The following is a 21,066-nucleotide window of genomic DNA, read 5'->3' on the forward strand; positions in this document are numbered from 1 at the left end:
CATGCTTGCGCAACGGGCAAACCTGATCCGTTCATCGGGAACGGCCACGGCGCGCGCGGCAGCAAAAGCAGCCGCCGAGGCCGGCAAGGAAGTCATCGATCTCACCGCCGGAGAAATATGGAGCAATCTCGCGCCTGGCATCCGTGATGGCGCGATCGAGGCCATCAATAGGGGCATCAACCGCTACACCGATACGATCGGCGTTATGGAGCTGCGGGAGGCGCTGGCAAGGAAGATTTCGCTCGATACCGGCCAAACGTGGAAGGCCGAAGAGGTGGCTGTGACGTCCGGCGCCAAGCAGGCTTTGTTCAACGCTGCGATGGTGCTCCTAAACCCTGGCGACGAGGTGATCATCCCGGCGCCCTACTGGACGACGTTTCCGGCGCAGGTGCTGATTGCCGGCGGGACTCCGGTCTTCGTCGATACGCGCCACAACGGCTATGTGCCTCGTGTTGCGGACATCAAAGCAGCGGTAACCGATCGGACGCGGGCTATTGTCATCAACACTCCAAACAATCCCACGGGTGCCGTTTATGACGTCCCGACGCTGCTCGGCGTCGCCGATTTCGCCGTCAACCGGAACCTCTGGATCATTTTCGATGAGTGCTACGGCGACTTCGTGCATGGACACCACACGCATCATCCGATCACCTCAATAATTCCGGAAGTGCGCTCGCGTACCCTCATCGTCAACGGGTTCAGCAAATCGCTCGCGCTGACCGGGTGGCGGATCGGCTACATTGCGGGTCTGAAAGAGGTGATCAATGCCGTTAATGCCTTTCAGTCGCACACTACGTCCAACCCCAATGTGATTGCGCAGCACGCCGTGCTCGCCCACTTGCAATGCGGGGATGGGGGCTATCAAAGCAGATTGCGATCGCAGCTCGCCAGTGCCAGGCAGATCGGCCTTAACGTCCTTTCCTCGCTAAAGCGCGTCCGTGTGCCGAAAGCTGCAGGCGGCTTCTATTTCTATCTCGATCTTTCCCATCTGCTGCAGCCGGCAACCGGAATCGGCGGCCTGACAACAACCGATGATATAGTCGATTCATTGCTCTCGGACGCCGGCGTCGCAGCCGTATCGGGTACTACATTCGGTGATCCTACCGGCCTTCGTCTCTCGTACGGGATTCCACCCGAAAAGCTTCGGATTGGCTTAAGCCGGCTCGTCGAGGTCCTCAACGGCTGGGAATGACACCGTCACTCGTACAACGAAGAAAGGGAATGCGATGCCCATCACTGGACCGAAAAAGGCCGTCATTCTCGCCGCCGGTTTGGGCTCACGTCTGCGTCCGTTGACCGATCTGCAACCGAAACCGCTCGTGGAGGTCAGCGGCACGCCGATTCTACATAATGCCTTGCGCAACCTCGAGGCGGTTGGCGTCCAAGAAGTGACGATCGTCGTCGGCTATCGCAAGGATGCCATTCAATACGCCTGCGGCAGGCGCTTCGGCGGACTTGAGATCAACTATGTTGAGTCATCCGTCTTCGATCGTACGGGCAGCGCCTATTCCCTTTGGCTGGCGCGGGACGCGTTGCTGTCCGACGACTGCTATCTTCTCGAAGGCGACGTTTTTTTCGAAGAGGATGCGCTGCGCTGCCTAATGACGGCCGATGCGCTGAATGCCGCGGCTGTCGCACCGTTCGATTCCTCGATGGAAGGCTCAGCCGTTTTGGTGTCTAAGGACGGCCTAATATCCGAAGTCCGGTTGAACCAAACGGCGGCCAACCTCCTAGCGAACGGCCCTTCGCTATTCAAGACGATGAATCTCATCCGCTTTTCCAGCATTGCGCTGAGGATGACGATCGTTCCCGCCCTGGATGAGCTCATCGGCTCCGGTGCGTCGACAGCCTACACGGAGGAAGTGCTTGCGTATCTCATCGAGAAGCGCGGGCTGCAACTCGCCGCCGCACGCTGCGACGACCAAAGGTGGTACGAGATCGACAGTGTAAGTGACTTGCGAGTCGCCGAACGCATCTTCGGCACGCAAGCACTTGCATAGAGGGCGTCGTTGCGGCCCGCGGCCGACATCAGGTCCCGCCAGCTCTCGACCGCGCCGACTGATGCACGCAAGCGGGGAAAAAAGCGCACAACGTGAAGCCTCGGTCGTGCAAATGGAGGTCCCTGCGCGACAAACGCAGTCACGCGAGAATGTCGCATCGGAACTACAATATCGCTTTTCATCAAGCGCCTTTCTACCCACCGGCGCCGGATTCTATGGGGTGCTCGCGAGCGCGCTTGTTTCAAGCCGGGACTCATGCGAGCCGATCAACATTCTATTGCCTCGCCAATGTGTGCTGCCCGCAAGCCAACTGCGAACCCATATTATCGGGAGCAACGTATCGCGCGTAACCATGGCGAGGAGCGACCATCGGGAAACGTACCAGTTCTTCCGATACACGAGAGCGAGTTCCGGCAAGTACGCAGCGCTTGCTACAAAACCGGACATGGCCAGCACACTGTGACCTGCAACAACAGCGGCGATCACCGACAGCAGAAGTGGCGGCATTAAGCCAGCCAGGATTTCCGGGAAGAAGAAGTGAGGAAAGGTCACGCGCCGCAACCTCGCCCAACGGCACTGTCGAGCCCAAATCTCCCGAAACGACCTGGTGCCAAGTGGCTGTTCGAACGGCGAGGCAACGAGGTGGACTTTCAAGCCGAGGCTTCTCACGAGTTTCGTTGCGGCCGCATCCTCGGCAATTTCCGACGCGAGTGCCTGAATGCCGCCGTGGGCATCCAGCATGCTCTTACGCCAGAGCATGCTTTTGCCCTGGGCAAACCCGAAACCAAGGGCTTCGACGGCATACTGCCAGCGCGCCTGGTGAGCATTGAGGAACGCACATTCAACCTCCGCCCAAAACCCAGATGGGCGTGAACCGAGTGGCGTCGAGCATACTAGCCCTGTCGACGGCTGCCACGCTGCCATCAGGCGGACGAGATAATCGGTTGGCATAAGAACGTTAGAGTCGGCGAGAACCACCCAACCATGCGAAGCTGCATTCCAGCCTTTCACGCAGTTGTTCAGCTTGGGATTGGCGCTGATCAGGTCGTCACCGACAAGAATTGTTGCCGGGATCGCTGGGTGGCGCTGACGCACTTCCCCGATTAACGGGATCACCGGATCCTTGGCGTCAGCCACGCAGAAGATGATCTCGTAGTCGGGCCAATCCAGGCGGAACGCGCTGTCGAGCGTTTCTTGGGAAAACTCCTCGATGCCGCAGAGCGGAACCACGACTGAGACAGGAGGCCGCTGCAGGGTCTGAGGCTGAGGGCCTATACGAGGCCGGATACGGCAGCCCGCAATAACCAGGCTCAGGGCATTGATGGCGAGGAAGAGACCGACGGAGACGAACAAAATCAGCATCGTTTACCCAGGCACGAGCCGCGCCACGATTGTGACGAACTTAGGCCCAGGATAAACATCACTGGAAGATGACATGCCTATGACACCTAGCACCTGAGACCCAAGCCAGGCGAAGTTACCAAATACTAGATGAAGGGCATTCACCGCAGGCCTTGTGGCTCGTCTTTTGTCGAGGTGGCTCCTTTGGTTTTAGCGCCTGTTCTGATGCCCTCGCCTCGAGGGCACTCCAGCTGTAGAGCCTCCACATGCCGTCCCGTTGAAACAGCTAGTCATGCACTTTGCGACGATCAAATGCACGGCAGCGTTTGATCGGTGGATCGCCTTCATCCCAGAGATAGATTGGGACACCACGTCGAACGTCGTGAGTGGGGCCGATTGCAGACTGTCTGGTCCGAGGCCGCAACTGAAAAATGCTGCCGTCAGAACTAAGCCACTTTCTGTCTTTGAATGGCTTGTACGTGGACCACGATTACGGATAAATCTACCGTTCAGAGGCCCTCCATACGACAGTTCCTGGCCGCCGCCGGAACGACCTGATCGTGCGGACCGCCTTTGTGACGTCGACAACTCCTGCGTCGCTTACAGTTGGATGACAGAATGCAGTCATTCCGGTGAATCGAAGCAGCAGCGTTTCGCCAGGGACGCATTTCTCACAACTTCCGTGGAGAAAGAGCAAACATGACGCCGCCGGCTCGGAAGGGGGGCCAAATCGTGGTGCTGGCCGAATCACTTTTCGCGCATTCCTCGCTCGCAAAGATTTACCGTTCCGGCGAGGGTCGAGTCAGCCACCGTGCCAAGAGCCTTAGACAAGTTCTCGTTTTGCTCCGAGATGATCTTGCCCGCCATGAAGGATGCAATCTCTGTTTGCTTTTCGTAGCCTTTCGGCGTGGACATGTCCTCGATATCGGACAGCCATGGCAACACAACCTTGATCGCGGCGACATGTGGTGCCGCGGTGTGCCAGGCTACACAGCACTGAAGCGCTGCGTTCCCCTCCACAGCGTTGTCCCACATCACCGTCTGTTTGTCCTTCGAGCAGAACTTCCAAATCTTGGAAAATCCGAACATGATCTGGAAGCCTTCGACAGCGCCCTGTCCCTTATCGAGCAGTCCCTGCACCTGATCCTCGCGGCCGATGATCTTCATAAGATCATCGCGACTCGTCGCCGAAGCGGGGTCTATGTTCGAGACCATCCCTACAATCACTGACGCTGCAATCAACGCGTGGTACTTTGGACGGTTCATTATTGCTCCTTGTACGGCAGCCCGACTGCAATCCATAAGTTTAGGTCGCAGCCCTGATGGTACGCCTAGAGCGCGATTGGAAGGGTAACTCGACGTGAGAAGAACACATTTTGGTTCACAGGGTTAAGGCTTTCACAGCGCAAGCTTGAGTTGATTTTTAAATCCCCCTCAGACAGGCTTTGTGCGTCGATTCCATACTGAGGAAAGCCGTGCATATCGAAACCGTCACCCTGCAGAACTTCCGCTGCTTCGGCGCAACGCCGGTCACGATCACCCTGAAGCCCGGCACGAGTGCTTTCGTAGGTGACAATGGATCGGGCAAGACCGCGGCGCTGGAAGGACTGAAGCGGCTCTTTTCGCCTGTCGCCGCAGAGAGGCAGATCCGTCTATCGGACGTTCATTTCGGTCCGAATGAGGACGTGCAGACCCTGAGGGGAATTGAGCGAGAGATCGTGATCGATGCCGTGTTCGGCTTTGCCACGGAGACCGAACCGATGGTCTTTAACGATCTCTTCTTCTCCGCCTCAGACAACACACTGAAGGTCAGGATCCGGCTCGAATGCAAGTTCTCGAGCAGCGACAGCGCAACCGATGACCTCGAGACCAAGATCTATTCTGTCAAGACGCTGGACCCCGTGCCATTCGGTCCTGACGATGAACGGAAGAGCCCGCTCCGCGGGCGGCCGACCCAGTATGCCGAAGTGATCTATATTCCCGCCCACAGGGACTCCCGTGGCGTCAGCCAGACTGCGTTGAGAAACCTGCTACATCGATTGGAATCGTCGGCCGATTGGAGCGACGATACGCGATTGAAATCGAAGGGATTTGCCGACGATTTGGAGGATAACCTCAATGCCACGGAGGCGATCAAGTATGTAAGCAAGACCCTCGATGGCTTCTGGAAGTCGCTGCACGACGGGCACTACAACGGCACGCCGCGCCTCGGCGTGGTGGCAACCGAATTTCAGAAGCTGATCCGCGATCTCACAATACGGTTCAGCAAGTCACCGGGCGGTGGCCAGAGGTATCTCGAAGAGCTTAGCGAAGGACAAACATCGCTTCTTTACTTCGCCTTGGCTGCCACCTATCAGACCCTGATTTGGGAAATGCAGAAGTCCTTGCCAAACGGCCTCAGCGGATTTCATCCTTCCGATTCCACATTCCCGGCGCTCACGATCTTCGCTCTCGAGGAACCGGAGAACCATCTCTCTCCGTTCTATCTTCCGCGGCGCGTCGCCCTCCTAGACAAGCTGAACGAAACTGGATCCGCACAGGCGATCGTGACCAGCCACGCGACCAGTATCCTGAGCCGGATCCCGCCTCGGAACGTTCGCTACTTCCGCAACTCTCCAGAAACCCTCACGAGCTCCGCGCTCGAGCTGCCGTTGCCCCAGGAAAGCAGCGAGGAAGACAAATTCATCCAACAGGTCATCCTAGCGAACCCCGAGGTCTACTTTGCGCGCCTGGTGATCATTGGCGAAGGCGATACCGAACGTGTCGTAATACCAAAGGTCGCGGAAGCATTCGAAGCCAGCCTCGACCCCTCCTTCACCGCGTACGTATCCATTGGGGGGCGACACGCGCAGCATCTATGGAAACTGTTGAACGGTCTAAAGGTCCCCCATTTGACCCTTCTTGATTTCGATCTCGGTCGCCATGGCGGCGGTACCGGGCGCCTGAAAAATGCCGTTGACTGGCGCACCGAGCTTGGGCCTGAATTCACTCCTACGTACGCTTCGGCCGCTAACAGCGACGTTCAAGTTCCCGCAACGGTCATTCCTGGCAATGAGGTCCTAGCAGGACAAGGATATCTGCCTGGGTGAATTGGCTCCGTAGGTGGGACATCTTCTACTCCGCCCCCGTTGATCTCGACATGATGATGATTCAAGCTTTTCTAAGCGCCTACAAGGCGAAGACGGCCTATGTCGCTGAAGATTACGATGAGAAAACGCGGAAGAAGCTGATGGAAGCCGTCTTCGGCGAAAGTGGCAAGGGTCTCCCAGAGATTGCTCCGACAGGGATCGAAATCTCGGAAGAACAAGTCCACATCTACCGGGCCCTGTTCAAGTCGTCCTCCAAACCCGGATCGCATCTGATGGCGTTCTCAAAGCTGACAAAAGAAGAGATACGGTCCGGTTGCCCTGAGCCGCTTCGAGCCCTCATTGAGAGAGCGAAGGAACTCGTGGCCAAAGCCAGTGCACACGTGGATATAATGTCATGAGCTACATCCTCCCCGAGGACTGGAAGCCATCGGATGGTGTCCTTCTCGACGAGCACTCCTTGAACATCGCTCGCGACGCCAACTCCCGATCCATCCTCGCAGGCCCTGGCGCGGGAAAGACCGAACTGCTTGCGCAGAGAGCAAACTTTCTTCTAACGACAGGAACTTGTCCGCATCCCAGGCGGATCCTCGCCTTGGCGTTCAAGGTCGACGCCGCGAGAAACCTTCAGGAACGCGTCGCAGCAAGATGCGCCCCCGCCCTTGCGTCAAGGTTCGAGTCCTTGACACTCCATGGATTTGCCAAGCGTGTCCTCGACCAGTTTCTTGAGGCCTTGCCACCTGAGATTCGCCCCACCCCCGACTATCGGATATTCTCGCCTAACAGGGACACCTGGAATGCGTTCCGGGCAGCCGTCTCAGACGAAATCCCGAGCGTAGGCAACTTCAACGATTCCCAGCTTTACAAGCTCGTGCACTCGACGCCGTCGGGCGATCTATTCGGGAATGTGACTGACGAGATCAGAACGCGGTGGTGGAAATACTGTGTGCGGGATAACCGCCGGTCTACGATAACGTTCGAGATGGTGATGCTGCTTGCGTTGAAGATCATCGAAACGCGAAAAATCATTGTGTCGGCACTACGGCAGACATACTCGCACGTATTCCTTGACGAGTTTCAGGATGTCACCGATCTGCAGTACAGGCTTTTCAAGGCGACCTTCCATGGCAGCGGTGCCGTCATCACGGCAGTGGGCGACACCAACCAGGCAATAATGGCGTGGGCAGGCGCGCTCCCCGATGTGTTCGAGAAGTTTAACTCCGACTTCTACGCGACGGGATCGAAGCTTCTATTGAACTTCCGCTCCAACCGCGCAGTCGTTCATCTCATCAATGCCGTTGCTTCAATGTTCGAAGCGAACCCCGTACTGACTCATTCAGCTCGGGAAAACGATCCCGTTCCTCCAGACGCTGTAGAGGGATGGGTGTTCAACAGCCGGGACGCCGAGGCCGACTTCCTGGCAAAGTTCATCAAGTCAGAGCTCGACAATGGGCGCACGCCGGAGGACTTCGTCATTTTGGCCAGGTTGCGTGTCGACCGCATCGAAGACCGATTGAGAGAACATTTCGCCAATGCAAATGTACCTCTGCGAAATGACTCCCGGAAGATTGGAAGTCTCGAAATCCAGGATCTGGGGAAAGAGCGAGCCTTTCAATTTATCATGTCGGCACTGAAAATGGCCGCGAACGTTCGCGTCGGCGATCCCTTTCAGGTGTGCAGGGACACTATTGCCGACCTTGAGGGGCTCGATATCGCGAGCGAACGAGGAAGCGCACAGAGCCTCAGGGCCGTGCAATCGCTGACGAGTGATCTTGGAGAGCTACTGCGCCAGCGGGATACATCAGCGGTCGGCGGTAAGGAGATCTTGCAAGTTGTGATGCCCGCCTCGAGACAGGAACAGTTCGGTAGAGCCTTCCCTGAGTACAAGGGCAACAGCCATCTGTCGGAGGTCTTGGTCGCATTCTCGGGTTTCTTTGACGAATGCGCACGTCAGAAGCCCGACTGGAAAGGATGCATCGATCTGATCGAAGGCCGCCGTGTTGTGAAACTCATGACCATCCACAAGTCCAAGGGCCTTGAATTCCAAACTGTGATCTTCGTTGAACTGAACGATGACGCGTTCTGGAAAAGCGCCGATGACGCCAACATTTTTCTGGTTGCTCTTTCGAGAGCAAGGGAGCGCATCAAGTTTTCGTTCGCGAAAGACAGCAAGGGTTTTACCAACGTGCGGGACTTTGTCGATCACCTGGAAAAGGCCGGAGTGCGGTTCGTCTCCAAACCGTAAGGGTTGACTGCGTCTTGGGCAGCGGCCCTCCACGGCATCACAGACGCGCGCGACTAAAATCGCCGGCGTTTGTCTTGCCCGCAGCGCTACTCCCTTCAGAGATTGCCGCTGCGACAATGTCCTATACAAGCTTAGTTCGATGTACCATAAGTCCTGGCGGTAGCCCTCTTCGAAGTACCGACCTTTCAACGAAAACAACGGAAATACTTCGCACACCAATCTGGCCGACCTTGCCATGCATTAAGGTTATAAATATACGTCAGGTTGAGTGGAATACTACGATGAGGCGAACCGAATGAGACGCATATACAGACGGGGGCCACCCGCTTTTCTCTCCTCTGAGGTAGTGCTCGCCGAAAAACAGCGCCTACTTGAATATCTGCGGCGCGATCCCGTTGAGAGGCGGTCGCGGCGCGATAACCTCAATGAGTCACTTTTCTTCGATCCTTCACTTACACGGGAGTTGTATGAGGCTTTCGACGGGACTTGTGCATTCTGCGAGAGAGCGGTTGAGGAATTCAAAGACGACGAAAGCATTCTTCGGGTAGCACACTTCAGACCGCTTCGGTTCGTGAGGGACAGTTTCGAAGTCGACGAGGATTATTACCTTTGGCTCGCTTTCGAATGGCCGAACCTGCATGCCGTGTGCGCCTATTGTGATAAGGCGAAAGGCAATAGGTTTCCTGTGGAGGGCAAGCGCGCCGACTTTCTGTCCACTTATGATTCTATCAATCGAAGAGAGCGACGTCTCTTGCTGGACCCCTGTGAGGACAATCCCAGCAAGCATTTGCTGTTCCGTTGTACCGGACTTGTCGAGCCGATCACTGCTCAGGGCAGCGCGACCATCGACATATTCGACCTCAATCGAGATCAACTCGTCCAAAGCCGTCGAACGGCCGTCAATACGATGTTCGATGAATTGGAGATTGCCTCGTCATCACCTGACGTTGAGTTTGCGCATCTAAAACCAGGATCGTCCCACGCGGGCGCATTGGGACAGATTTGGAGGCGCCTGGGGAGCGAAAGGCTTGCTCTGCCGCCGACACTGATTCGCTCAAAGCCCTCTCAATTTCCGTACAAGCTGCAATCATATATCCGAAGACTAAGCGCAATTGACAGGAAGCACCTTCTGGATGGATTGCGATCACTATCCGATAGCGACCAGGCAACGACTCCGCGAGCGATTGAATGGCATGCCTCGTCATACGACGACAGTTCGCTTGCCCGACCGAACCTGTTCTTCGCATCAAACCAGGAAATCCGTCAAATCACGGTGCTGGACTTCAAGATAATCGACGCGCTGAGACTGACGCTTCCTGCAAGCCGAGCGTACCGCGCTGGCGCACCCTGTCTGATGATACTCGGAGAAAACTCTACTGGAAAATCGAGCATTCTTTCAGCGATCGCACTCGCATTGATCGGGAGGAAGGAGAGCCGAAAGCTCGCAAAGTTCTTCCCAGCAGCCGTGAGGAGTGAGGAACGCGATCGCCTCGACCAGCTCGACCAGAAACCCATGGGCGTTCATGTTAGTTTCCACCACACACGTCAAACCTCCGGTTTCACATTCGACCCAAGCACGAATTTTGTCGGTGGGCAGGATCAAGCGACCATCGTTCTTGGTTACGGTCCAAGAAGATACTTTGATCCCAAAAAACGCGACTACCGAGGCGGCGCCGCAGCCCGCGTGAGAACGCTCTTCGATCCCTTGGCCACGATCCCATATCCAGACGAGTGGCTCAATTCCAGAACTCATGCCGAGTTTGAAAAGATCGCTGCGGCACTGCGCGTAGTTCTTGCGATGGACGATGACGACGAGCTTCTCAGGGAGGGCCAGACGATAAAGGTCAACGCGAATGGGCGTTCGACCTCTATCGAGGCTCTAAGCGAGGGCTATCGGTCCGTCTTCACGATGACAGTCGATATGCTTCGGGAATTTTCACAGTACTTCAACAACCTCGAGGAAGCGCAGGGAGTGGTACTGATCGATGAGATCGAAACGCACCTGCATCCGCGCTGGAAAATGCAGGTGATGACCTCGCTGCGACGCGTGCTGCCGAAGGTCCAGTTCATCGCTACGACCCATGACCCTCTATGTCTGCGAGGCATGGACGATGGAGAAGTTGTAGTGCTGCAGCGCAGTGGAGGCCGCGAGGTTAGACAACTTCGAGACCTTCCGAGCATTCGCGGCATGACAGCCGAGCAATTGCTGACTTCAGATTATTTCGGTCTCGCAAGCACGGCAGATCCGGGCCTAGAACTCCGACTTCTGAAGGAAGCCAACGATTATGCTCGTCGACGTCCGACAGGCGAGTTTAGCATCCAGGTCTCAGAGCAGACGAAGGCAATGCTAAAGCGCCTGTCATTGGGTGATACGCCTTCTGAGCAAATCATGCAGGCAGCGCTCGAACGCTATCTCGCCGAGCGAGAGAGTCCGGAGGGCAGATCTCGAACCGACTTACGAGCCGAGGCCGTCGAGGAAGTCGTCGCAGCGCTCAGGAAAATTCCCTGATGCGGCGCGTCAACCGTAATGCAGTTGCTGCGCCGGCATCTCTAACCAATCCTTCAGCAGCCGTTTCCACGGAGCGGAGTGAGGCCGTGGCGCACTACGCTGCCACCACATCGGCATCCTATGAATTCTCGAAATACAAAGAATTCGATGTGAAGTTTTCGCTCGACAAACTCTTTGACAACAAGTGCGCCTACTGCGAACACCAGCTTGGCGACGGTATGGAAGTCGAACACTTCCGGCCGAAAGGACGGGTCGATGGCGAACCCACACACCGTGGCTACTGGTGGCTTGCGCTGCAATGGGAGAATTTGCTGCCATCGTGTGCAGGGTGCAACCAGCGCCGCTGCCAGCATCTCGTCACCGTAACCACGACCGAAGCCGAGTATGCAGCCTTACAGGGAAAGAAGCCGCGAAAGACCGCTGGAAAAGGCAATCATTTTCCTATCTCAGGCGTCAGAGCTTTCGCACCTACCGACAGCCTGCCTGACGAAGATCACGATATTCTCGACCCGACAGTCGACGATCCCGGCCAGTACTTGACGTGGTCGACCAGCACGACGTTCTCGATCGCGCTTCCCTTAACGACGGATCCTGCTTTTGCGAAACGCGCGCTCGCGACGATCAATGTTTTCGCACTGAACCGTACAAAACTCGTCCAGTTGCGGACAGGCTTGCTTCGTGAGCTGCGCCTGAGGGCGGTCGAAATCGAGAATGACCTCGCCGAGGACGCCGCCAATGGCGGATCCCAGTTCGCTGTTCGAAACGCACTCAGGGGTGTCGATGCACTGAGGCGCTACTGCGAGCCTGACAAGCCGTTTTCGGCGATGGCCCGTGTATTCGTTGAGAACTTTGCGAACCGACTATCGGCTCGCGTGGCAGGCATGCAGGGCACTGAGGCCAACGAGTCAGCCGCCCGGCTCGCAGATCCATAAAGCGATTGGCTCACCTCAAGCCCATTGCGGCAATGTAATTGAGGAAACACTGTTCGTTGAGATTGCGCGTCCGCTAGAATCATTTCAGGTTGCAGACAGGCTTTGTGAGCATCTGGGGGAACGGGTCGATGGGAAGCTCCGGTTCGGGCAGTTTTACGGATTATAGTGGATCGAAGAGACCGGATGGTACAGGCGGCTCCAGTGGCAAGGATCCTTGTCGAACGGCTTTCTCGGCAAAGTTGGAGGAAGTGGGGCAATGCGATTTCTTCGTTACCAACAACACCGTCCCTGCCGCTGACACAGTCCTCTCAATCGTGTTTGAAGGCCGGATCTTCGCTGTGACAGAGAATGGCAAGAAGGTCGGAGCCTTGCCGACCAAGTTCAATTATCTGGCTGGCTGCCTCAAGGAGGGCATCACCTATGCCGGCATCGTGACGGATTCCGGCTTGCAGCCGTTCCCCTTCGTCGCAGCCGACTTCACGCCCCAATGACCGCGGCTGACGATCTGCCGCTCCTGGTGGTCGGCGAGATCGTCGTCGACTTTACGAGCGCCCGGACGGATGTCGCATGCAAACTTCGCCTTGGAGGCATCGTGCATGCCGCGCGCGGGCTCTGGGCCTGCGACTTACCGTATTCGGTAGCGGCCATATGCCCGAGTTATCTCGTCAGCCAGGCCCGAGCATATCTGGCGGCGCATGGATGTAATGACTTCGTCTGGCTGGGAGAAGTTTCGGGCGCGCCGAATGTCATGGTCATTGGTGACGCAACGGAAGTCTCCGATCAGGGATACGAGGATCTTCTGAGGACTGAGAAATCCGTTAGGATCCTCGATGTAGGCACGTCACTTTCAGGCTACCGGGATGTTCTCGTCTTTCCCGGCAGTTATGATCTTTCCGCGGTGCGCCCGTTCCTAGGTGATAATGCCCGCCTAAGCTTCGACATCGCCTACGACGCGGACGATTTCTCGATCTTGAATGACTTCTCAGGACACCTGGGCGCAATTATCATATCGACGTCGTCGCCACTTTTTGTGCGAACAGGATCCCTGTCGGTGGAGCCCATGCTCGACAGCGCAAGGAAACTCGGCGCCGAGGTATTCCTACTCAAGGAGAACCGCGGCGGAAGCCGTCTGTTCGATTTGCGTACGCATGCGGTCGAAGAAATCCCAGCAACGCTGTCCAATACGGTCAACTCCGTCGGTGTCGGCGATGTCTATTCCGCGGTTATGATCGGCTTTCACGCCCGTGGATGGGTAGAGGCAGGATGGCGCGGTGCGAAAGCCGCCACGGTCTACTCGCAGACCACCTTCCCCGACGATTTCCGGCGAGACACGAAGCGAGAACTCGCGCTTTCGCTCAAGGAGCTGCGCGATCTCGGCGGAACGATCCTGCCGTGGCATGATCGCCCGCAGTTTCAGATCTATCTTGCAGCCCCCGACTTCTCCTACCTTCACAAGCCTGAGATCGAGCGCGCGGTCGCGGCCCTCAGCTACCACAACTTCTCGGTCCGGCGCCCGGTCGTCGAGAACGGCGAGCTGCCGCTGGGAAGCTCGGAGGCCGTCCTCCTTAGGACCTATGCGGCTGATGTAGCGTTGCTTGAGGAATGCCAAGTCGTGTTCGCGATCCCGCTGGAACGCGACCCCGGCACTCTGATCGAAATGGGAATGGCGATGGCCGTGGAGAAGGCTGTCGTAACATTCGACCCCCGTCGACAGAATGAAAATACGATGGTCATCGGGGGAAGCGCTAGCTACTCAGATGATCTCGACACGAGTTTGAACGCTTTATTCATGGCGCTGTCGGATCTGCGGAAGAGGAAGTCATGAAAAAGGTCATTCTACTTGCGTCAGGTGGTCTGGATTCGACGACCGTTGCCTATTCGCTCGTCGCCGAGGGAGCGGACGTTTTCCCCATATTCTTCGACTACGGACAGCATTGCGTCGAGATGGAGTGGAACCGGGCGAACGAAGTTCTGCCCGCGGAGATGCGCAGGCCAGAACGCTGCGACGTTTCCGATCTCTTCCGTGGGTCGTCATCCCGTCTGATCAAGGAAGCGGATTTGTGGACCGAGGAAGTCGCAGACGATGACCTTTATGTACCCTACCGGACTATGCTGTTCTTTGCGGCCGCCGCAGCCCGTGCCCAAACGCTTGGAATCCTTGAAGTATACACGGGCTTCATCAACAGCAACCACGCCAAGGAAATCGACTGCACGGCCGAATTCATGAACAAGCTGGACGGCCTCGTCGAGAACGTCGGCCCGGTCCGTTTCCATTCGCCATTTCGGTACTCATCAAAGACGGAAGTAGCGCAGGCTGCAATCCGCCTGGGCGTGCCAATAGGACGGACCTATTCGTGCCAGGCGGCCAGTGATTTCCCCTGTGGCGCTTGTCCCAATTGTGTTGAGCGCATCCGTGCGCTAGAGGAGGCCGGTCTTGCGTATCGCAAAGCAAAGGTCGGGTAGCCATGCAATCGTCGGCAGTTCAAATGCTCGTCGCGGCTCGGCGCGTTGCCGACTACGCGAAGGAATTGGGAGCTGATTTACAGCGCTTCGAAATCCGGCCCGCTTACGACCACATGGGGGCGCTGCTCGCTGACTCGGTTCTGCAAGCCGGACTGAACTACAACTCCGTGGTTCGGCCGCGTATCCTGGCAATCCTGGCAGACTATCCTGAATTGAACCGCACGTCCGGCCTGCGTAGCTTGGTTGAGCGCGGGGAGACGCCTGCATTTCTCAATTGGACCCACCAGGAAAAGGTTGGCCGTTTCGACGCCCTTGTTCTGTTCCTCGACGACGCGGCCATTGAAAGCGTGGATGACCTAAAGGAGCGCCTGCAGGACAGCGACAGGTTCGCGACAGCTCTTCGAGGCGTAAGGGGCGTTGGCCCCAAGACCGTGGACTACATAGGCTGCCTGGTCGGGATCGACTCTGTCGCCGTAGACCGTCACGTCCGAACCTTTGCGAAGCGGGTCGGTGTCATGGAAGATGACTACGATTTCCTGAAGGCGGTTTTCTGCTACGCGGCCGATCTCTTGTCTGTCTCAAGAAGGGAGTTCGACGCATGGGTTTGGCAGCGCGAGTCGTCGTTGACTGCGCGGCAAATGGCGTTCGCGTTTTAGGCCAAACAGTATCGGCTTTTGGGCATCGAGAACAGAGACTTAGCGACCGGAACGGGGGCGCGAAGCGGTCGTTCGTGAACCGTGGCTGGAAAGTCGTTTTGGGGCCGACTGCGGACGACGATGTCATCTCGTCCCGGCTAGGGAAAAGCGCGAAAGGCGCTTGACCTCGACACGCCGATTAGAGAAGCGCCGCCCGAAGGGCGGAAACGGGGACCGACTGCCCCGGTAAGCGGTTCCGTTCCTCCTTATCTGACTTGACGTGCGGTCTGTTATTGCGGTTTATCGCAGCGCGCGAGGGTAGGCACTGAGACAAACACTAGCGATAGGCGGGGGCTCTATCGCTGAAAGTACATGGAGAAGTGCATGCTGAATCCTAGCCCCGACAGATCGAAGGGAAAGCCTGAACCGGTCGATATTCATGTCGGCCGTCGAATTCGGATGCGCCGAGTGTGGATGCACGTCACACAGATGGCTCTTGCGGAGGCTATCGGAGTGACGTTTCAGCAGGTACAAAAATACGAGAAAGGCACCAACCGCGTAGGTGCAAGCCGACTTCAGCAGATCGCACACGCGCTGGATGCGCCAGTTTCTTATTTCTTCGAGGATATGCCCGACGCAGCGGCAGTCGACGGCGGCGACCGCAGCGGCCAAAAGAGGCTGCAAACAGAAATCATGGAGTTCGCGTCAAGCCATGAAGGTCTTGCGCTCATTCGCGCCTTCTCCCGGATCACCGACCAAAAGGTGCGGAGCCGGACCCTCGGCCTCGTGAAAGCGCTCGCCGAACAGAATCCGGCATGAGTCTCGCGACCGATTTCATTTCTGAGTTAATACGCGCCGCAAACGAGCCCGAGAAGCCGTCGCTTATGAAGTCAGCGGTCTTTTCGATCGCTCGATCGATACGACACGCGACATGCGCGAGCAGACAGGAACCGCCCGCAGCCACGGCGCCAAGGACGTGCTGATAGAACCTTTGAGTAGCGTCTGAGCGCGCCCGCGACCTTTCCGCCACAGATATCAGAGATGCCCTGGTCGATGCCGCTGACGTTATCAAAGCATTGAAGATTGCGCTTGAAGGGAAGACCGAGCTCTAGTGCGGATGACCGTGGCTGCAATTGCGAGTGCCCGCGCGTGCGCGGCGCGGGCACCATAAAACAGGTTGGACCTGACGCCGCTTGAGGGACGGCGCAACGTGATAATTCGTCACGTATGTCTTTCTTCCGACTTTTCTGATGTGTACCTGCAAATCCTGCAACCATGGTCATCCGAACAGTCAATGCGACGTTTTCTGGGACTTGTGCGTTAATCCCCGCATGGCCAGGACATCTTCGAAGAAGCCGCCGGCTGAGCCGCCAGGCCCCGAAGCCCCCTCCGCGTCCATCCACGCCTGTCGATAAGGCGCTAGGGTGTGGCGCGACCCCTACCCGTACCAGCCGTACGATGCAAAAGACCCCGGGCCGGGAGGAGGCGCCGGGGTCCTTGAATTTTGATCGGCTCCTTGGGAGGAGGAGTGGAACCGATCGACGTCCTGCGCAATGGGAGGAGGTACTGCGCTGACAATCGCGAAGATAAACCATCCGCCATCATTGAATAGTACCTTAGGTTACAGGGCAGCATTGCTGAGAATGCATGGCACAGGCGCCTCATTCATGCGCGAGACGGGACCCGTAGACCGGCATCACACGGAAGCGATAATTGTGAGCTCTCTCTAATCAAGCTTATTGTGATACTTCTGTGACAGCCGTGTCGCCATATGCTGGGGTGACACGACCACCGAGCACCAACGTGCCCGCGGATGTCTGATAATGACCTGCACCAGTCTCGCTACGATGTTGATGACGTCAGCAAGGTCGCGGCGAGAACGCGCGAGCGGCGACCGCTGGTCGTTTCTCGGCCCTCCACCAGCGCGCGACGCCCCTTTTTGAAGCGGCCCTACCGCGCGTGGGACCTTGCGTTCCCCTTTCGAAAAACGATTGTCGTAGGGCTGCCGGTCGGGATGACTTGGCCTGTCGGAACAAGATTGCCGGGGTCACATTGTCTGAATTCGACAATGGTGTCGCTGTCTTCGTTAGCGACATAGAGGTGCTTTTCATCTGGCTCGAAAGCGAAAAACCTGGGCGTGGTGCCTTGGCTCGGCAGCCAGTATGGACTTGCCGGCTTTCCATTACTGCCTAGGCGGAAAACTGCGATCGAGTCGTGGCCTCGGTTCGAGGCATACAGGTAGTCGCCACCTTTTGATAATGCTATCTCCGATGCGCGGTTGTCGCCTGAATAGTCCCTGGGGAGGGACGATACGGTATCGATCGGGTGTAAGCTGCCGTTGTCATCGTCGAAGTCGTATGTGGTGACGGTCGAATCCAGTTCGTTCAGAACATAGGCCAGCGCCCTCACGGGGTGAAAGGCGAGGTGCCGTGGACCGCTTGCCTCCCGGCAGCGGCATCGCGCCGCTTCCTCCAACATTCCGTTTCCAGGATCGAGCTTGAAGGACACGATCTGGTCGAAACCTTTCTCCGGCACAAGGATCCACTTTCCCGACGGGCTAAAGGGGACTTGATGTGGTCTGCCGTAGTTCTGTTCATCGCGGTGAGGACCCAGCTTGCCGGCCATTGCCGCAAGATGGCTCACAGGCCCGAGATTACCGGTGGATGAGACTGGCAGGCTGACGATGCTGTCGGTGCGATAGTTCGCAATGATAAGCCATCCGTGCGTTGGATCGAGCGCAAGGTGAACCGGGTTCCGGCCGCGAGTACGTTGGCGGTCGATATTCCGCAGAAGACCGGTTTCAGGATTGATCGAGTAGGACGTCACGAGATCAAGATCGCCGTGGACGGAATAGAGAATGTCCAGCATCGGGTGCAGGGCGAGGAAAGACGGATTAGGTTCGGTTTCGAGGAGTTGCAGCAAGCTCCATTGCGAGCTCTGCCCGTCGATCCTGTAGACGCTGATGCCTCGGCCTCTTGCATTGCGTTCTTCGGTCGTGCGGCATCCGACATATGCGAACAAACTCACTTTTGCCTCCATTCGAGAGGTCTTCCGCCAGTAGGGCTTGCCGAGCCAACTGGCCGGACACTAAACCAGGGTACTGAGAGACCGTGACACTCGTGGACTTGATGAGGTCCGCCGAGCGCTGCTTCTCTAAGGCGATCAGATCGCCGACGTTACCCCGCCGCGCTCATCTGGGCTTTGGAACGTCCGCACCGAGACCATCCAAGGCCTTGCGAAACTCCGGGTCATACAGTGAGATAAGCGCGCACCGGGTCGGTGTGGATGAACTGGAAATCACCCGTCGTCTCGGCAAACTGTCGATCGTCTTCTGCGTCACGGTAATCAACTCGAAGACGCCGAGTTCCTTGCCGATCAGATCCTTAATATCGGAAAGTGAATTTCTTGCGACATGTACGTCCTGAAGAGGGACCCTCGGGCCGCTCGGGCAGGCTCTAGAAAGTGGGACGATTGACGTTAACCAACAGCTGTTCAATCGTGAGCTAACCACGGATCGACGGGAATGCGCCCACGCCATGAGCCATCGAGGGCTTGCCGGCAAGTGGAAGGAAGGCGGTGCGTAGCTGCGATTGATCACGGCGGTAAGCGCCTTCTCGATTTCATCGCGTCCTCCGGTCGCTCGGCTGTAGCGCTGGGCCCGTCATGAGTTGCTGGAAACGTGTTGCCTGCCAAAACGTCTAGCTCTCAAGAAATCAACTTTGGACGGACGGGAATGCTGCGCGTTGCGGCATCTTCCGGCACGAAGCTGGCGCGGCTCCACGAGACGCTAAGCTGGACCAAGAACCTTGCCCCCAATCTGACGGCGCACCGAAAAAACTCCTCTCTCCTACTACCTCATCTTTTTCTAATGCATGCCGTGACATTGAGAAAATTGATTTCTTGGATGACTCCCATTCGCAGTGTAGATGAACGAAGGTACGCCTTAGGGGCCGTGATCTCATCTCTTCGTTGCGCGCGACGCGCTGATGCCGGACGGAATCTCACGGCTGCTTCACGCCAGCATCAATCTCAGTCAGAGAGCCATGAGTACGGCCGTCGCCAGACTTTGCAACTTTCGCACCTATTTCCGACACGAGCTGTTATGATGCAGGGCCGCGAACTTCTGCCAACGCCGCGTGCTAAAGCACTCGCCTGCAGTTCGCGAGGCGCTGCTGCCGGACACGCGTTGCTCATTGTTCCTTTCGGGACCGGACTGTTTCGTTCAACTAAATCAGTCACCGCGACCGCACCGGCAGATTTTGCATGATGCATAAACCGGTGAATGATGCGGCCGGCCATACTCCAGATCATCATTACAATTTCGCCGGCATATTCCATTTTCTCGGCAAATCGTTGGAGAGCATCGACGGTCCTTGTGACCCACGACTTTTGATGAGTAGATGCAACAATTATCTTCCGAAGGCGAAAGGCCGCACCGATGAGAAGTCGACCTCGATCGCCTGTAAGCAATCGAGTTCGGACGGTCCGCGGTTAGCCGGCGGCCATCAAGTTCCGCGCGATCTTTGCCATATCCGCCAAGGCCTCTGATGGCCCTTTTTTGAGAGTGACGGCCGCAACGGCGTCGTCGTTGTGAGTACCGGATCAATACTCCCAAGTGGTGTCGTTTGAATGTTCCCAGGTTGAGCCGTAGCCGTTTCTCCGGGACGCGCCCCGGAGGACCGGCGGCGCGTCATCACCGATACTCTTTCCGATAGTCGGAGGGGGGACTTGGATGATTCAGCGGTTCCCCGAATGTGACCTTTGACAGCCACAGTATGGTCCAGCGATGCCGGATGCGGAGGCCAACCACCTCATCACGTCACATCCGGGTTACGACCCCTGGGGGCACCGTTCTTATTCTGCTTGTATCCAAACATTCCTTCGCGGGAGAAGCTTCGTTCAAGATATCGCTCATGCCGATATCCTAACAACCGCTTCGCCCGACAACGGCAGGCATCGGGCCTCTGGCCCGCGAGAACCGCGCAGCACGTGGAGGTAAGTCATGGGCAATAGATTCCCACTGTCCCAGCCTTCGAGTCGTGACTAGGTGTTGATGAGTGAAGAATGGTTCAATCCGCCTTCGCCGAGGATGAATCAGGCTTGGTGCGGTGTATCTGATCACCCTTTGGGAGGGCCATCATAAATATACCAAGTGGCATCAGCAGGTACCACATTCCTTGCCGTGCCCGTGGCGAGCCCTATACTCAGCGCCTTCTCGACGTCGGCAACAAGGTGAGTGTCTTCACTATAGGTAATCTTGTCTATCCTCTCATCGGAAAGGTTCGTGCAGCTACGGTATATTGTTTTCAACTCGGTGCGATACCTCACGGATATCTCTTGGTGATTAACTATGCGGTTCTCCGCTACTTCCCCTTCGATCCAGCTAGTTGGAGCATGCAGAAGAAATGACGTGTCGTCCAAGACAAGCCGTTTTTGACCAGCGCAGTAGAGCATGGTGGCCGCAGAAATAACCTCTGATAGATTTATGGTCGTCACGGGCACGACGGAGCTCCTGATGGCTTGATAGCCTACATTGCCGCTATCCACCTCCCCGCCCGGACTGCTGATATATAGATAAATGTCGTGCGCGAATTTGTACTTCAGATTAATTTCGTCGAGAGCGGATGCAAGGGCGGCGATCTTCTCTTGGTTCACTTCACCCGTGTAAACGATTTTGACCGTGCTCACTGACGGCGGAGAGGACGCGTCGTTCATCACCCGAAGTGTGGCAGCCTGAAGCGGCGTGCTGAAAGCCGACAGGGCAACGGTAGCGAGCAAGCATATTGACGTTCGTCTCATAGAGCATTCCTCTTGGTGTAGATTGGAGAATGGCATTCTTGGTATACAACCTCCTT

Annotated in this window: 17 protein-coding genes and 1 pseudogene; 13 read left to right on the forward strand and 5 right to left on the reverse strand. The window is 56.9% G+C overall.

The genetic code is table 11. From position 1 onward, the window contains the following. Position 1 precedes the first annotated feature (1 nt). Positions 2-1,192 carry an aminotransferase class I/II-fold pyridoxal phosphate-dependent enzyme gene (locus SINAR_RS0130225; RefSeq protein ID WP_028002523.1) on the forward strand — a complete coding sequence of 397 codons (1,191 nt, stop codon included), beginning with the start codon at positions 2-4 and terminating at the stop codon, positions 1,190-1,192. Between the two features lie 34 nt (positions 1,193-1,226). Then, positions 1,227-2,000 carry a phosphocholine cytidylyltransferase family protein gene (locus SINAR_RS0130230; protein WP_028002524.1) on the forward strand — a complete coding sequence of 258 codons (774 nt, stop codon included), beginning with the start codon at positions 1,227-1,229 and terminating at the stop codon, positions 1,998-2,000. 213 nt (positions 2,001-2,213) lie between these two features. Here the strand turns inward: SINAR_RS0130230 and SINAR_RS0130235 are convergent, their stop codons facing one another. Both SINAR_RS0130235 and SINAR_RS0130240 read right to left on the reverse strand, forming a co-directional pair. Beyond that, positions 2,214-3,362, reverse strand: a complete 1,149-nt coding sequence (locus tag SINAR_RS0130235; RefSeq protein WP_028002525.1) for a ceramide glucosyltransferase — start codon at positions 3,360-3,362, stop codon at positions 2,214-2,216. Between the two features lie 726 nt (positions 3,363-4,088). After that, positions 4,089-4,607 (reverse strand): hypothetical protein, encoded by a 519-nt coding sequence (locus tag SINAR_RS0130240; RefSeq protein WP_028002526.1) that lies wholly within the window; start codon positions 4,605-4,607, stop codon positions 4,089-4,091. Positions 4,608-4,816: 209 nt separating this feature from the next. Here SINAR_RS0130240 and SINAR_RS1000000134805 point away from each other — a divergent pair, with 209 nt between their 5' ends. The 10 genes from SINAR_RS1000000134805 (at position 4,817) to SINAR_RS0130290 (ending at position 16,030) form a co-directional block, all read left to right on the forward strand. Further along, complete coding sequence (locus SINAR_RS1000000134805; protein ID WP_028002527.1) at positions 4,817-6,430, forward strand: ATP-dependent nuclease; 1,614 nt, start codon at positions 4,817-4,819, stop codon at positions 6,428-6,430. Beyond that, positions 6,427-6,828, forward strand: a complete 402-nt coding sequence (locus SINAR_RS0130250) for a hypothetical protein (protein ID WP_028002528.1) — start codon at positions 6,427-6,429, stop codon at positions 6,826-6,828. The genes SINAR_RS1000000134805 and SINAR_RS0130250 overlap by 4 nt, the downstream gene beginning before the upstream one ends. Continuing rightward, positions 6,825-8,672 carry a UvrD-helicase domain-containing protein gene (locus tag SINAR_RS0130255; protein WP_028002529.1) on the forward strand — a complete coding sequence of 616 codons (1,848 nt, stop codon included), beginning with the start codon at positions 6,825-6,827 and terminating at the stop codon, positions 8,670-8,672. Before SINAR_RS0130250 ends, SINAR_RS0130255 begins: the two co-directional genes overlap by 4 nt. Before the next feature lie 295 nt (positions 8,673-8,967). Continuing rightward, positions 8,968-11,181, forward strand: coding sequence for an AAA family ATPase (locus tag SINAR_RS1000000134810; protein ID WP_050577615.1), 2,214 nt, complete (start codon positions 8,968-8,970; stop codon positions 11,179-11,181). Further along, a complete protein-coding gene (locus SINAR_RS0130265) occupies positions 11,181-12,113 on the forward strand; it encodes an HNH endonuclease family protein (RefSeq protein WP_028002530.1) in 933 nt (310 codons plus the stop codon). Before SINAR_RS1000000134810 ends, SINAR_RS0130265 begins: the two co-directional genes overlap by 1 nt. Positions 12,114-12,241: 128 nt before the next feature. Next, positions 12,242-12,604, forward strand: coding sequence for a hypothetical protein (locus SINAR_RS0130270; protein ID WP_028002531.1), 363 nt, complete (start codon positions 12,242-12,244; stop codon positions 12,602-12,604). Beyond that, positions 12,601-13,938: a nucleoside 2-deoxyribosyltransferase gene (locus SINAR_RS0130275; RefSeq protein ID WP_150824051.1), complete on the forward strand. Its 1,338-nt coding sequence runs from the start codon at positions 12,601-12,603 to the stop codon at positions 13,936-13,938. Before SINAR_RS0130270 ends, SINAR_RS0130275 begins: the two co-directional genes overlap by 4 nt. Beyond that, positions 13,935-14,576: a 7-cyano-7-deazaguanine synthase gene (locus SINAR_RS0130280; protein WP_028002533.1), complete on the forward strand. Its 642-nt coding sequence runs from the start codon at positions 13,935-13,937 to the stop codon at positions 14,574-14,576. Before SINAR_RS0130275 ends, SINAR_RS0130280 begins: the two co-directional genes overlap by 4 nt. A 23-nt stretch (positions 14,577-14,599) precedes the next feature. Then, positions 14,600-15,232: a DUF8548 family protein gene (locus SINAR_RS0130285; protein WP_209439318.1), complete on the forward strand. Its 633-nt coding sequence runs from the start codon at positions 14,600-14,602 to the stop codon at positions 15,230-15,232. Positions 15,233-15,595: 363 nt separating this feature from the next. Next, complete coding sequence (locus SINAR_RS0130290; RefSeq protein WP_028002535.1) at positions 15,596-16,030, forward strand: helix-turn-helix domain-containing protein; 435 nt, start codon at positions 15,596-15,598, stop codon at positions 16,028-16,030. A gap of 1,131 nt (positions 16,031-17,161) precedes the next feature. Here the strand turns inward: SINAR_RS0130290 and SINAR_RS0130295 are convergent. Next, positions 17,162-18,250 (reverse strand): lactonase family protein, encoded by a 1,089-nt coding sequence (locus SINAR_RS0130295; RefSeq protein ID WP_050577617.1) that lies wholly within the window; start codon positions 18,248-18,250, stop codon positions 17,162-17,164. A 224-nt stretch (positions 18,251-18,474) separates the two neighbouring features. After that, positions 18,475-18,599, reverse strand: a pseudogene (locus tag SINAR_RS1000000137985) (MaoC/PaaZ C-terminal domain-containing protein); the annotation flags it as partial. Between the two features lie 875 nt (positions 18,600-19,474). Here SINAR_RS1000000137985 and SINAR_RS0130300 point away from each other — a divergent pair. Then, the gene (locus SINAR_RS0130300; protein WP_028002537.1) at positions 19,475-19,759 is read left to right on the forward strand and encodes a hypothetical protein; all 285 of its coding nucleotides are present in this window, start codon (positions 19,475-19,477) and stop codon (positions 19,757-19,759) included. 570 nt (positions 19,760-20,329) lie between these two features. Here SINAR_RS0130300 and SINAR_RS0130305 read toward each other — a convergent pair. Next, complete coding sequence (locus SINAR_RS0130305) at positions 20,330-21,010, reverse strand: ClpP family protease (protein WP_028002538.1); 681 nt, start codon at positions 21,008-21,010, stop codon at positions 20,330-20,332. Positions 21,011-21,066: the final 56 nt, after the last annotated feature.

It is taken from the genome of Sinorhizobium arboris LMG 14919 (genome assembly GCF_000427465.1).
Taxonomy (GTDB): Bacteria; Pseudomonadota; Alphaproteobacteria; order Rhizobiales; family Rhizobiaceae; genus Sinorhizobium; species Sinorhizobium arboris.

Bases quoted from the DNA above. Each gene is read 5' to 3' on its own strand.
- SINAR_RS0130230 (WP_028002524.1), top strand. From the start codon at position 1,227: ATGCCCATCACTGGACCGAAAAAGGCCGTCATTCTCGCCGCCGGTTTG.
- SINAR_RS0130295 (WP_050577617.1), bottom strand. From the start codon at position 18,250: ATGGAGGCAAAAGTGAGTTTGTTCGCATATGTCGGATGCCGCACGACC.
- SINAR_RS0130235 (WP_028002525.1), bottom strand. From the start codon at position 3,362: ATGCTGATTTTGTTCGTCTCCGTCGGTCTCTTCCTCGCCATCAATGCC.
- SINAR_RS0130300 (WP_028002537.1), top strand. From the start codon at position 19,475: ATGATGCATAAACCGGTGAATGATGCGGCCGGCCATACTCCAGATCAT.
- SINAR_RS0130265 (WP_028002530.1), top strand. From the start codon at position 11,181: ATGCGGCGCGTCAACCGTAATGCAGTTGCTGCGCCGGCATCTCTAACC.
- SINAR_RS0130240 (WP_028002526.1), bottom strand. From the start codon at position 4,607: ATGAACCGTCCAAAGTACCACGCGTTGATTGCAGCGTCAGTGATTGTA.
- SINAR_RS0130270 (WP_028002531.1), top strand. From the start codon at position 12,242: ATGGGAAGCTCCGGTTCGGGCAGTTTTACGGATTATAGTGGATCGAAG.
- SINAR_RS0130275 (WP_150824051.1), top strand. From the start codon at position 12,601: ATGACCGCGGCTGACGATCTGCCGCTCCTGGTGGTCGGCGAGATCGTC.
- SINAR_RS0130255 (WP_028002529.1), top strand. From the start codon at position 6,825: ATGAGCTACATCCTCCCCGAGGACTGGAAGCCATCGGATGGTGTCCTT.
- SINAR_RS0130285 (WP_209439318.1), top strand. From the start codon at position 14,600: ATGCTCGTCGCGGCTCGGCGCGTTGCCGACTACGCGAAGGAATTGGGA.
- SINAR_RS1000000134810 (WP_050577615.1), top strand. From the start codon at position 8,968: ATGAGACGCATATACAGACGGGGGCCACCCGCTTTTCTCTCCTCTGAG.
- SINAR_RS0130290 (WP_028002535.1), top strand. From the start codon at position 15,596: ATGCTGAATCCTAGCCCCGACAGATCGAAGGGAAAGCCTGAACCGGTC.
- SINAR_RS0130225 (WP_028002523.1), top strand. From the start codon at position 2: ATGCTTGCGCAACGGGCAAACCTGATCCGTTCATCGGGAACGGCCACG.
- SINAR_RS0130305 (WP_028002538.1), bottom strand. From the start codon at position 21,010: ATGAGACGAACGTCAATATGCTTGCTCGCTACCGTTGCCCTGTCGGCT.
- SINAR_RS0130280 (WP_028002533.1), top strand. From the start codon at position 13,935: ATGAAAAAGGTCATTCTACTTGCGTCAGGTGGTCTGGATTCGACGACC.